General features: G+C 70.7%; 12 protein-coding genes. 2 read left to right on the top strand and 10 right to left on the bottom strand.

Annotated features, from left to right (window positions below):
* Positions 1-4: 4 nt before the first annotated feature.
* Together EBL84_RS06365 and EBL84_RS06360 are read left to right on the top strand one after the other, a co-directional pair.
* Positions 5-967 carry a DUF72 domain-containing protein gene (locus EBL84_RS06365; protein WP_123140055.1) on the top strand — a complete coding sequence of 321 codons (963 nt, stop codon included), beginning with the start codon at positions 5-7 and terminating at the stop codon, positions 965-967.
* Positions 964-1,227: a hypothetical protein gene (locus EBL84_RS06360; protein ID WP_123140054.1), complete on the top strand. Its 264-nt coding sequence runs from the start codon at positions 964-966 to the stop codon at positions 1,225-1,227. Before EBL84_RS06365 ends, EBL84_RS06360 begins: the two co-directional genes overlap by 4 nt.
* A gap of 6 nt (positions 1,228-1,233) precedes the next feature.
* Here the strand turns inward: EBL84_RS06360 and galE are convergent, their stop codons facing one another.
* The 10 genes from galE to EBL84_RS06310 form a co-directional block, all read right to left on the bottom strand.
* Positions 1,234-2,247, bottom strand: a complete 1,014-nt coding sequence (gene galE / locus EBL84_RS06355) for a UDP-glucose 4-epimerase GalE (RefSeq protein WP_123140053.1) — start codon at positions 2,245-2,247, stop codon at positions 1,234-1,236.
* A gap of 50 nt (positions 2,248-2,297) precedes the next feature.
* The gene (locus EBL84_RS06350; protein WP_123140052.1) at positions 2,298-2,756 is read right to left on the bottom strand and encodes a protein YgfX; all 459 of its coding nucleotides are present in this window, start codon (positions 2,754-2,756) and stop codon (positions 2,298-2,300) included.
* A 76-nt stretch (positions 2,757-2,832) separates the two neighbouring features.
* Positions 2,833-3,102, bottom strand: coding sequence for a succinate dehydrogenase assembly factor 2 (locus tag EBL84_RS06345; RefSeq protein WP_123140051.1), 270 nt, complete (start codon positions 3,100-3,102; stop codon positions 2,833-2,835).
* A gap of 87 nt (positions 3,103-3,189) precedes the next feature.
* Positions 3,190-3,882: a succinate dehydrogenase iron-sulfur subunit gene (locus tag EBL84_RS06340; RefSeq protein ID WP_005222533.1), complete on the bottom strand. Its 693-nt coding sequence runs from the start codon at positions 3,880-3,882 to the stop codon at positions 3,190-3,192.
* Positions 3,883-4,009: 127 nt separating this feature from the next.
* Positions 4,010-5,773: a succinate dehydrogenase flavoprotein subunit gene (sdhA, locus tag EBL84_RS06335; protein WP_123140050.1), complete on the bottom strand. Its 1,764-nt coding sequence runs from the start codon at positions 5,771-5,773 to the stop codon at positions 4,010-4,012.
* 8 nt (positions 5,774-5,781) lie between these two features.
* The gene (gene sdhD, locus EBL84_RS06330) at positions 5,782-6,126 is read right to left on the bottom strand and encodes a succinate dehydrogenase, hydrophobic membrane anchor protein (protein ID WP_062271791.1); all 345 of its coding nucleotides are present in this window, start codon (positions 6,124-6,126) and stop codon (positions 5,782-5,784) included.
* Positions 6,123-6,506, bottom strand: coding sequence for a succinate dehydrogenase, cytochrome b556 subunit (gene sdhC, locus EBL84_RS06325; protein WP_123140049.1), 384 nt, complete (start codon positions 6,504-6,506; stop codon positions 6,123-6,125). Before sdhC ends, sdhD begins: the two co-directional genes overlap by 4 nt.
* A 176-nt stretch (positions 6,507-6,682) precedes the next feature.
* Positions 6,683-7,603 carry a lysylphosphatidylglycerol synthase transmembrane domain-containing protein gene (locus EBL84_RS06320; RefSeq protein ID WP_223806169.1) on the bottom strand — a complete coding sequence of 307 codons (921 nt, stop codon included), beginning with the start codon at positions 7,601-7,603 and terminating at the stop codon, positions 6,683-6,685.
* Positions 7,604-7,611: 8 nt separating this feature from the next.
* Positions 7,612-8,538, bottom strand: coding sequence for a lysophospholipid acyltransferase family protein (locus tag EBL84_RS06315; RefSeq protein ID WP_123140047.1), 927 nt, complete (start codon positions 8,536-8,538; stop codon positions 7,612-7,614).
* A partial coding sequence (locus tag EBL84_RS06310) for a translocation/assembly module TamB domain-containing protein (RefSeq protein WP_123140046.1) occupies positions 8,538-12,440 on the bottom strand: 3,903 nt, incomplete at its 5' end. The genes EBL84_RS06315 and EBL84_RS06310, both read right to left, overlap by 1 nt.

Below are 12,440 nucleotides of genomic sequence, written 5' to 3'. Positions count from 1 at the left end.
GACCATGACCGAGCAGCTCGATCTGTTCGGCGCCCCGACGGCGGCCGAGACCGTCGCCCCCGCCCCCCGGTCCCAACCCGAGCAGTCACTCCCGGCGGGGCTACGCCTCGGCACCTCGTCCTGGTCCTTCCCCGGCTGGGACGGACTGGTCTATGCCGGCGCCCACCCCAGCAGCCGGCTCTCTCGCCACGGGCTCGGCGCCTATGCCGCCCACCCCTGGTATCGCACCGTCGGCGTCGACAGCGGTTACCATGCGCCGCTGCCGCGCGCGCGCCTGGCCGGCTATGCCGAGCAGGTACCGCCCGACTTCCGCTTCCTGGTCAAGGCTCCGGCGCTGATCACCGATCCCTTCGAGCGGGGTGGCGGCGGGGTGCCCCGGGCGACCAACCCGGGCTTCCTCGACCCGACGCGCGCCACCGAGCTGGCCGTCGCCCCCTTCGTCGAGGGCCTCGGCAGCCGCGCCGGGGTGCTGCTGTTCCAGTTCCCGCCGCTCGGGCGCGCCCTCGCCGAGCAACCACGCCGCTTCGCCGAGGCGCTCTACCGCTTCCTCCACCGCCTGCCGCAGGGGCCCTGCTATGCCGTCGAGGTGCGCGATCGCGGCCTGCTCACCCGCGATCTGGCCGAGGCGCTGCGTCACGGCGGTGCCCGTCCGGCTCATGCCCTGCACCCGCGTCTCCCCGACCTCGCCGCACAACAGCAATGCTTCGCCGACCTGCCGCCGGGTCCGGTGGTGATCCGCTGGATGCTCCACGCCGGGTTCGGCTACGAGGCCGCGCGCCGGCGCTACGCCCCCTTCGACCGTCTCCACGACCCCGACCCGGCCAGTCGCGCCGCGATCGCCCGGCTGGTGCGTGCGGCACTCGGCGCCGGCGAGTCGGTCTATGTGATCGTCAACAACAAGGCCGAGGGTTGCGCCCCGCTGAGCCTGGAGGCACTGGGGGCGGAGATCCTGGGAGGGGAAGGATGAGACGGCGACTCGACCCGATCCTGGTACTGGCGCTCGGTCTCGGCGCCCCCGGCGCGATCGCCGGGGTGGACCCGCTGCTCGAGGACGCGCCGGCGCCGCGACAGGACAAGCACTACAGCACCCGCCCGAGCCAGCGTCAGCCGGCACCGCCGCCGCTGGTCATGCCGCCGCCCCGGGTCGAGGTCGTGGTGCCGATGCGACCAGCGCCGCGCCCCTGGCCACCACGCCCCTGGCCCCGACCCTGGCCGCCACGGCGCTGACCGCCCTCAGGCATAGCCCCCGGGGTTGTCGGACTGCCAGCGCCAGGCATCCCCGACCATGGCATCGATGTCGAGCACGGCCTCCCAGCCGAGCAGCGCGCGGGCGCGGCCGGGGTCGGCGTAACAGGTGGCGATGTCGCCGGGACGGCGGGCGACGATCTCGTAGGGCACCGGGCGTCCGCTGACCCGCTCGAAGGCATCGACCATCTCCAGCACGCTGTAGCCGCGTCCGGTGCCGAGGTTGATCGCCTCGACCCCGGGGCGCGCCTCGCGCAACCGGCGCAGCGCGGCGAGATGACCGCGCGCGAGGTCGACGACATGGATGTAGTCGCGCACCCCGGTGCCATCGGCGGTGGGATAGTCGTCGCCGAACACCTGCAGCCGGGGCCGTCGCCCGATCGCGACCTGGGCGACGTAGGGCATGAGGTTGTTGGGGATGCCGCGCGGGTCCTCGCCGATACGCCCGCTCGGGTGCGCCCCGACCGGGTTGAAGTAGCGCAGCAACGCCAGATTCCAGCGCGGGTCGGCACGATGCAGGTCGCCGAGCATCTGCTCGATGAAGAGCTTGGAGCGGCCATAGGGGTTGGTCGCCGAGAGCGCGAAGTCCTCGGTGATCGGCACCCGCGCCGGATCGCCGTAGACGGTGGCCGAGGAGCTGAACACCAGATCGCGCACCCCGGCCTCGGCCATCACCTCACAGAGCGTGAGGGTGGCGCCGAGGTTGTTGTCGTAGTAGCGCAGCGGCTGCTCGACCGACTCGCCGACGGCCTTGAGCCCGGCGAAGTGGATCACCGCGTCGATCGGCGCGGCGGCGAACACCGCGGCGAGCGCGGCGCGATCGCGCAGATCGATGGCGTGGAACGCGACTGCGCGGCCGGTGATCTCCCGCACCCGATGCAGCGAGACCTCGCTGCTGTTGCTGAGGTTGTCGACGACCACCACCTCGTTGCCCGCCTCGAGCAGTTCGACACAGGTGTGGCTGCCGATATAACCGGCGCCGCCGGTGACCAGAACACGCATCGACTCTCTCCTCTCGATCAATGGACGATCCTTCTCCGAGCGCCCGCAGTCTAACCCAATCCCCCGGCGCCCTCAGCCACGCCCCGATGGCGCAGCCGCACCCGCAGCCGGCGCAGGGTATCGGCGTCGAGCGCATCGACGAACAGCACCAGGGAGCGCCGCCGCAGCCGGCCGACGCGCCAGTGCAACACCACCAGTCGGGGCGCGACGAAGCTCGCCGCACTGAGTCGCGCGTTCAGCTCGCGCCCGTCGCGCAACCACAGCCGCCAGCCGCCGTCGGCCTCCCAACGCGCCGCCACGAGCGACCAGGGCAGTCGGGCATGGACACGATCGAGCAGCGCGAAACCGGCGCCGAGCAGGATCAGCGCGGCCAGCGCCCAGCGCCAGTGGCCCAGCGGCAAGGCCAGCGCCACCGCAACGGCGAGCGTGTGCACGAGAAGGATCCAGAGCAGCAGACGGGACGAGCGACGGGGGCGGATCGACAGTGGCGGGAATTGGGTGGCGGACATCGGCGGACTCCATGAGGCTGGAGACGACGCCCGCGGGACCGGCACGCGGGGCAGAGACGCGTGCCGGAGGACGGCGTCAGTCGCGCTGTACGCTGACCACCGCGAGGATCCGCTCCACCAGGACGGCGATCTCCGGGTCGGGCGCCTCGACGCCCATCATGAACCAGTCGTTGAGGATCTGGTCCTGCTCGCCGAGCAGGCGCTGGAAGGCCACGCGCCCGGCGGCATCGAGATCATCGTAGCCGAGTTCGAGAAAGCGGGAGAACAGATGGTCGAGTTCCAACAGGCCACGGCGACACTGCCAGGCCAGGCGTTGACGCTCGGACGCGGGGGTGGAATCGGTCATGAACGAGGTTCCTGTGAAGCGGCATCGGTCGGACGCCCCGGCCCGGCGCGACAGGCGGCGGGCCGGGGACGGCATGGTCGCGCGGGCCTAGATTCCCTTGTCGAGCATCAGGTCCTTGATGTGACCGATGGCGCGGGTCGGGTTCAGGCCCTTGGGGCAGACCTCGACGCAGTTCATGATGGTGTGGCAGCGGAACAGCTTGTAAGGCCCGGTGAGGGCGTCGAGCCGCTCCTCGGTGGCCTGGTCGCGGCTGTCGGCGAGGAAGCGCCAGGACTGCAGCAGCGCCGCCGGACCGTGGAACTTCTCCGGATTCCACCAGAACGACGGACAGGCCGTCGAACAGCAGCCGCAGAGGATGCACTCGTAGAGTCCGTCGAGCTTGTCGCGATCGGCCGGCGACTGCAGGATCTCCTGCTCCGGCAGCGGATCGTTGCGCACCAGATAGGGCTTGACCGCACGATACTGCTCGTAGAACTGGGTCATGTCGACGACCAGGTCACGGATGATCGGGCGACCCGGCAGCGGGCGCACCTTGATCGACCTGCCCAGCTCGGCGACCGGGGTGACACAGGCCAACATGTTGCGCCCGTTGACGTTGACGGCGTCCGATCCGCACACCCCCTCGCCGCAGGAGTGACGGAAGCTGAAGCTCTCGTCCTGCTTCTTGATCTCCAGCAGGGCGTCGCGAAGCATCATGCCCTGGAAGGGCTCGACCTCGAAGTCCTGCATCCGCGGCCGTTCGTCGATGTCCGGATTGTAGCGATAGACGCTGATTTTCATGCTCGGTACCTGATGGGGTCGGGGCGGTGAACGCACGCGGCGCCGCCCCGACCGGAATGGAGTTCAACCAGCGCCGCGCCCGACGGCCCGGCAAACGGACCCTGGACGCGGCGGCGCGAGGCGGGGCTCAGTACACCCGTTCCTTCGGCGGGAAGGACTCGACGGTCAGCGGCTTGGTGCGCACCGGCTTGTAGTCCATGCGATCGCCCTCGCGATAGTAGAGACTGTGCTTGAGCCAGTTCTGGTCGTCGCGATCGGGGTAGTCGGGGCGCGAGTGGGCGCCGCGGCTCTCCTGGCGCTTGAGCGCGGAGACGGCGATCGACATGCCCACGTCCATCATGTTCTCGAGCTCGAGCGCCTCGATGCGCGCGGTGTTGAACACCTTGGAGTGATCGTGCAGGCGCACCTCGGGCAGACGCTCGCGCAGCTCGCAGAGACGCTCGTAGCCCTCGGTCATGATCTCCTCGGTGCGGAACACCCCGGCGTGGTCCTCCATGCACTTGCGGAACTCGGCGCGCAGCTGCGACACCGGGATGCCTTCGCCCTTCTGCTCCCAGCGGGTCAGGCGCGACATCGCCTGCTCCAGGCTGGCCGAGTCGGTGGTGCGCTGATAGGGGTTCTCGCGCACGTAGTCGATGATGTTCTTGCCCGCCAGGCGGCCGAACACCAGGATGTCGAGCAACGAGTTGCCGCCGAGACGGTTGGCGCCGTGCACCGAGGCACAGGCGCACTCGCCGGCGGCGTAGAGCCCGGGGACGATCTCCTCGGCGCCGTGACCGGCGGGCACCGCCACCCGACCGAAGCGGTCGGTGGGAATGCCGCCCATCGCGTAGTGGGCGGTAGGGAAGACCGGGATCGGCTCGCGCACCGGGTCGGCGCCGGCGAAGATCTTGCTCGACTCGCGGATGCTCGGCAGCCGCTTGGAGATGATGTCCTCGCCGAGGTGGTCGACCTTGAGCAGCACGTGATCGCCGTTGGGACCGCAGCCGCGACCCTCCTTGACCTCGGTGACGATGGCGCGCGAGACCACGTCGCGGCTGGCGAGGTCCTTGGCACGCGGGGCATAGCGCTCCATGAAGCGCTCGCCGTCCTTGTTGATCAGATAGCCGCCCTCGCCGCGCACGCCCTCGGTGATCAGCATGCCCTTGCCGGCGATGCCGGTGGGGTGGAACTGGAAGAACTCCATGTCCATCAGCGGGATGTCGGCGCGCAGCGCCATCGCCACGCCGTCACCGGTGTTGATGTGGGCGTTGGAGGTGGTGCGGAACACCTGGCCGAAGCCGCCGGTGGCGAGCAGCGTCGCCTTGGCCTCGATCAGCATCGGCTCGCCGGTCTCGATCTCGAGCACCAGCGCACCGCAGATCACGCCCTCGGCATCGCGCACCAGATCGAGCGCGAAGAACTCGTCGAAGAAGTGGGTGCGCGAGCGGATGTTCTGCTGATAGAGGGTGTGGAGGATGGCGTGACCGGTGCGGTCGGCCGCGGCACAGGTGCGCGCGGCCTGGTCGCCACCGAAGTTCTGGCTCTGGCCACCGAACGGACGCTGGTAGATCTTGCCGTTGTCGAGCCGCGAGAAGGGCACGCCGGCGTGCTCCAGCTCGTAGACGGTGGGGATGGCCTCGCGACACATGAACTCGATGGCGTCCTGGTCACCGAGATAGTCCGAACCCTTGACGGTATCGAACATGTGCCAGTGCCAGGAGTCGGGCAGCACATTGGCCAGCGCGGCGTTGACGCCACCCTGCGCGGCGACGGTGTGCGAGCGGGTCGGGAAGACCTTGGAGACCACGGCGACGCGCACGTCGGCGCTCGCCAGCTGCAACGCGGCGTTGAGGCCGGCGCCACCGGCTCCGATGATCAGCGCGTCGAAATGGCGTGTTGGGATACTCATGCGTGACCTTACTCCCCGAGACCGGCGGTAATGATCGCCTTGAAGGCCCACAGGCCGGAGGCGACGAAGATGAAAGCGAACAGGGTCAGCAGCGCGACACGGGCGCCGAGATGATGGACATAGTCGATCAGCACGTCACGGATGCCGATCCAGGCGTGCGCGAGCAGCAGCGGCAGGAACAGCAGCCAGCCGGCGGTGACCCAGGGGGTGGTGATCCAGTCGACCAGCGCGGCATGATCGGCCGGCGCGGCGAAGCTGAAGAACACCAGGACATAGCCCAGGAACAGGGCGAGATAGACGGCCGAGGCGCGCTGGATCAGCCAGGCCATGAGACCGGAAGCTTGTCGACTCATCGGAAGGTCCCTCCCAGGGCGATCACGGCAACCAGCGCGGCCAGGGCGGCGAGCAGCGCGGTCCAGGCGGTGGCGCGCGCCACCGGACGGTCGAGCCCCAGGCCCAGGTCGAGCACCAGGAAGCGGATACCGGCGATCAGATGGTGGAGCAGGCTCCAGATCATCAGTGCGAGCGCCGCCTTGATGAACCAGGAATCGAACAGCGCCGCGGCGAGGGCGAAGCCCTCGGGATCGGACAGCGCGCGATCGAAGAGGACGGCGGCGACCGGGATCGCCAGGATCATCAGCACCCCGCTGACACGATGCAGGATGGAGACGAATGCTGGAATCGGCAGCTTGATCCGCCACAGATCCAGAAAGACAGGTCTAGTGATGTGCATTCTCGAACCTTTGGTGATGCGCAGGGTGCACGCCGATCATTCGACCACCGGCGTTTGCGCGGTTCTGGTAAGTTGTCAGCAAACGAAGAGGTCCCAGCGGCGGGCCAGTGCGGGTCGGCGATCTACCGCATCCGGTTCGTGGTCCGCAACAGGATATCCGGGCCTCTTCGGCACCATCAATCGTTTTCGTCGATACTCGCTCTCGGCAGCAGTAGCGCGAGCGCCCCGAACAGGAGCGTCGCCCCGAGCAGGAACAGGTGCAGGTTCACCGCACCGCTCAGCGCCAGCCGCGGATCCACGCCAAGGGGTACCAGCGCGGCCACGGCGGCGAGCTCATAACTGCCACTGCCAGCGATGCCATGGAACGGCAATACGCTCGAGAGTTCCGCCCCCATCACGCCGGCCAGCACGCGCCAGAAGTCGACCGCCATGAAGTGCTGGAGCACGCCGGCGAAGGCGGCGAACTTCAGCGACCAGCTCGCGGCGGTCCACAGATAGACGCGTGCAACCACGCCGAGATCGCGCGGCGCGGCCTCGGCCACCCGCGCCAGCGCACGGCCCGGTCGGGAACGCGGCGACCAGCGCGCGCCGCCACGGCCCACCCAGGCGAGCACCACCAGCATGGCCAGCCAGCACCCGGCAAGTCCCCACCAGATCCAGGATGGATGACGCAGCGACAGGATCCACAGCCCGATCAACCCCAGAAAATGCAGGTCGAGCACGCGGATCCACACCAGCGAGAAGGCGGCCCCGAGGAAATCGTGACCGAAATAGCGCCGCATCAGCCAGGGGAAGACCAGCTCGCCGGCGCGCATCGGCAACAGATTGTTCGCGACATTGTGCAGCACGCTCAGGCGCAGCACCAACACGAAACGCCCTTCGAGGCGCCTGACATAATACTCGTAGACGCGTACTGCGCGCAGCACATAGCTCAATGCCAGCAGCGCGACCAGCCAGATCAGGGTCAGCGGCGGGAAGCTCGCCCAGGGCGCGAGCAGGGTCGACCAGCCCACCGCCAGCTCGACCGTGACCAGCAACGCGACCAGCAGCAGCGCGCCGATCAGCCAGTCGCGCAGCCGCCCGAGACGCAACGACATCGCGCGCTTCATCGACGCTTGCGCTTGCGTCTGCGCTTCGGCGGATAGATCGGCGCCTCGCCCGGAGGACGGGTCTTGAAGCGCCGGTGCACCCAGAAGTACTGCTCCGGCATCGCCCGCACCTCGGCCTCGATCGCCCGGTTCATGTGCGCGGTATCGGCCTCGCGGTCGCCCGTCGGGAAGTCCTCGAGCGGCGACGCGAAGCGCAGCTCGAGCCCCCGCCCCCAGGGCAGATAGCGCGCGAAGGTCGGGATCACCTGGGCGTCGGACATCGCCGCAAAACGCCCGAGCATGGGCACGGTCGAGGCACTCACCCCGCAGAAGGGCACGAACACCCCGTTGCGTCCGCCGTCCTGGTCGGGCAGATAGAAGAAGGGGATGCCCTCGCGCAGCGCGCGGATCAGGCCGCGCAGATCGTCGTGACGCTCGATCGAGCGGCTGCCGTACTGACGCCGGGCACGACGCACCTGCCAGTCGACCACCGGGTTGCGGATCTTCTGGTACATGTAGACGCCGGGATGGACCAGTGCGGTGAAGGCCGCGCCGCCGAGTTCCAGCCCGACGAAGTGCGGCACCAGCACGATCGTCGCGCGCCCCTCGGCCACTGCGTCATCGATCCGCTCGCGCCCCTCGATACGCACCAGTCGCTGCAGCCGCGCGCGCGAGATGCCCCAGCCGACGCCCTGACTGAGCGCAGCCACGCCGAGCCAGCCGAAGTGCGCGCGCAGCACCCGCTCACGCTCGGCCGGGGTGCGATCGGCGAGACAGATGGCGAGATTGCGTCGGGCCACCTCGCGCCGTTCGCGCGCGAGCAGGTAGCCGAGCCGCCCGGCCAGCGAGCCGAGCGCCCAGAGTACGGGGAATGGAAGACGCCCGAGGGCGTAGATCAGCCCCAGCAGCAACCAGCTGGGCCAGTGTTTCGGGTGCGCAAGCATCAGTTCTCGAACTTGAAGAAGATATCCGCACCCTGGCTCTCACCGGTCTCGGTCTGCAGCTCGATGCGACGCGAGAGATCGTACCGCAATCTGACCTTGTTCGGCTCATCGCCGAGACCGCTCTCGTATTCCATGTAGACCTTGGGCGCGACATAGGTCCCGACCGCGAGGCCGGTGTCGTTGATCCGGTCATTGTCCTGCGGCGCGATGCCGGTGACCAGATACTTGATGATCTCCGACTGGCTCATCTCCGGATCGGTGTCGGAGAAGAAGGCCAGCCGCGGGTCGCGCAGGGTGCCGAGCACACGCACCCCGGCCGAGGTGTCACCGCCCTCGCGCTGCGCCTGGAGCAACAGCCCGGGGTTGTCGATCACGCTCTTGGCATAGATCAGCCGGCCCTGCTCGATGGTCAGCGGCACCCCCAGCTCGGCGCCGAGCCCGAAGCCGGCGGAGAAGCGGTACTGACCGTCGATGATCTGCAGCTGGCCGTCGCCGAGCATGTCGCGCCCGGGACGCTGGCTCACCCCGAGCGCGCCGGCGAGCCGGCCATTGACGCCGAAGGCATCGATCGTCACCTCATCGCCGAGCACCAGCCGCAGATCGATGTCGAGCGGATAGGGCGGACTGGTCTCGCTGCCGGCGAGCACCACGTCGCTCGACGGCGAGACCGTGCCCGCGGGCAGGGTACGGGTGCGGATACGCGCCTCCGGCACGCGGATCTCGCCGCGCAGCCGCGCCCCACTCGTACCCGCCTCGAGACGCAGTTCGGGCGAGACCAGGGCGAAGTACTCGGCGGTGTCGGCCACCGTCAGCCGCTCGCCGGCGAGGGTCACCCAGCCGTCCAGGGCGCCGAGGTCGGCGCCACCCTCGATCTCGAGCAGCCCCTTGCCGAGCCGGGCCGAACCGCCGAGCGTCAGCCGCTCGCGCGAGCGCGCCTCCAGCGTCAGCCCGAGGTCATCGACCTCGAGCCCGACCAGCGGCACCTCGAAGCCGACCCCGGCCAGCCGCGCCTCGCCCCTCACCCCGGGCGCGGCCAGGGTGCCGGCGAGCGCGAGACGCCCGCGCAGGGTACCGCGCATCGAGGCGATATCCGGCAACAGGTCTGGAACACGCGAGAAGTCGTCGAGATCGACACGCAACTCACCACCTAGCGATTGATCGGGCCGAGCCGGGGCGTCGAGCCGCCAGTCCGGCAGACGCACCTCGCCGGCGAGGGCGCCGAGCCCGCGCAGCGGCAGCTCGAGCCGTGCGACGAGCGCAGCCGGACCGGCCTCGAGACGCAGCGCGCTGCCCGAGAACTCGACCAGCGCCTCCTCCCCCCGGGTCATCAGGGTACGCAGCCGCCCGTCCTCGACCCGGGCCACCAACCCGCCGTCGAGCACCGTCGACTCGGCGCGCAGCCGGCCGTCGACGGCGAGCGTCCCGGCGAGATCGAGCGTGTCGTCGAGCGCCTGCTCGACCAGCCCGAGATCGAGCCTCAGTCCGTCGATCCCAGCCTCCCAGCCGGTCTCATGGAGCGCCGCGTCAAGACAGCCGCCCGAGCCGCCGCGCTCGCGCAGACACAGCGGCCCCACCCCAGCCTCGGGCAGGGCTAGGCGCAGCGGCGCCGGACGCGTCAGCGACCAGTCGCCGAGTGCCTCGCCGGCCACCCGCAGCGCCGCCAGACGCCCATCGTAGCGGCCCTCGGCATCGAGTCCACCGGCAAGGCCGAGGCGGGCCTCGAGCAGCTCACCGGCGAGTTCGGCATCGAGCCGGTGCGCGGCGGTGGTCCCGCTCCCGGCGAGCGTCAGCCGCGACCAGGCACCGCCGAGGCTGAGATCACGGGCATCGAGCCGGATCTCCAGCGGCGCGGCGGGATCGAGTCCGAGCGCGCCGTCGAGTTCGAGCCGAGCCACCCCCTGCCCCGCCACCAGCACATCGCGCGCCAGCGCGCGCAGCTTGAGGCGCGGATCGGCGACGCTGCCGCCGAGCCGAGCGGAGACGCGCAGCTGGCCGCGAGCGTCCGGCAGCAGGCTGCCGAGATCGGGCGAGTCGAAGCCGAGATCGAGTGCCAGTTGCTCGCGCGCCAGGCTGCCGGCGAGGCTGGCGCGGGTCGGCCCGGAGTCGAGCCGCAACCCGTCGATCTGCAGCACCTCGCCGGCGAGCGCGAGCCGGCCGGCAAGCGCCACCGGATAACCGCGCAGGGTGCCGGCGATCCGCTCGAGCCGGGCATCGAGGCGCAGCCCGTCCGCACCCAGCCCGCCGTCGAGATCGATGGCGCCATCGAGCCGACCGCGCCAGGCCGGGTCGAGCACCCCGGGGTCGATCCCGGCGATCCGTACCGCGCCCTGCCATGCCGTCTCGGGCGCGAGCGTCACCTCAGCCTCGCCACTGACCCGGCCATCGAGCCCGTCGAGGGTGAGCTGCTCGAGCGCGATCCGCTCGGCGCTGCCGGCACCCTCGGCGTGCAGCGCCAGTACCGGCAGACCCGGCCCCCGGGTGCTCGCCTCCAGCCGGTAGTCGAAGGCCGCGAGGTCGCCGGTGCTGGCCAGCGACAGCGCGACCCGATCGTCGAGCCCGTCGATCCATTGCCCCGGGTCCAGCCCCTCGCCGTCGAGCGCCAGACGCCAGCGCAACCCCGGCGCCCAGGCCAGCTCGCCCTCGCCGCTGATCGTCCCGTCGAGCGTCTCCAGACGCAGACTGTCGAGCGCGACCTGGGTCGAACTCCCCTGCCCCGACGCCCGCAGCTCGAGCGCGGGGAAGGACTCCCCCTCGATCGCCGCGGCAAGACGATAGGCGAAGTCCTCCAGGGTGCCGTCGAGACGCAGCGAGCCCTCGGGGGCGCGCACCAGCGCCGCGCCGCTCAGCGGCCAGCGCAGTCGCGACCAGTCGGCCTCGAGCTGCAGCGCCGGCGGCGCCGGGTCGAGCACCACCCGACCGCTGGCGGCGAGCCGCGCCCCGGAGACCTGCTCGGTGATCTCGAGCGCGCGCAGCTCCAACGCCGGGGCCAGCCAGTCGCCGTCGAGCCGCAGCGCCAGATGACCGAAGTCGGGCAGCCCCGGGGCGCGGGCGTCGAGCTGTCCATCGAGGGTGGCGCGATCGAGATCGCCGGCACTGCGCAGGCTGGCGCTGAGCTCGACCGCCGGCGCGTCAGGCTGGATGTCGGCCAGACGCACCCCGGCCAGCTCCAGCGTCGCCGACCAGCGCGGCGCCTCCAGCACCCCTTCGACCTCGCCTCGGAGCAGCGCCTCGACCGTGCCGCTCAGACGCTGCTCGAGGGCGAGCCGGGCGAGATCACCCCGCGCAAAGCCCTCGCCCCGGAGCGCGATCGCGGGGTCCAGCCCGAGGCGCCAGTCGAGGGCAAGATCGAGCGGATAGTCACCACTCAGGGTCGCCCCACCGGCGGCGGTGAGCGCGGCGCGCGGCTCGCTCAGCTCGACCTCCAGCACCTCCAGCGTCAGCGCCCCCCGGGTCAGCGCGGCGCCCAGCTCGGCGCGTTCGAGCACCAGCCAGGGGGCCGTCTCCGGGGCGCGGAGCCGCAGCCGCTCGAGGGTCAGCGAGTCGACCTCGACGGCCAGCGGCAGGCTCAGATCGGGCAGGGTCAGCGGCGTCGGGTCGGGCTCCTCCGGGCTCGGCGCGAGCGCGAGATCGACCCCGGCGACGGTCAGTGCGCGCACCCGCAGCCGACCGCGCAACAGCGCGCCGGGCGACCAGTCGAGCCGGGCGTGCTCGACGTCGAGACTGATGCCCTCGAGGCGCAGTGCCAGCCCGGTGAGGTCGAGCGGGCCGAGCACCCGCCCCTCGGCGCGCTCGACCTGCACCACCCCGGGGGCGAGACGCTCGCCCAGCGCGAGCAGGCCGTGCAGCCCGCGCTGGGTGCCGAGCAGCCAGCCGAGCAGCAACACCAAGACGAGCAGCAAGGT

It is taken from the genome of Marichromatium sp. AB31 (assembly GCF_003718685.1).
GTDB lineage: Bacteria > Pseudomonadota > Gammaproteobacteria > Chromatiales > Chromatiaceae > Marichromatium > Marichromatium gracile.
This window is presented reverse-complemented; position numbering and strand designations above follow the sequence as displayed.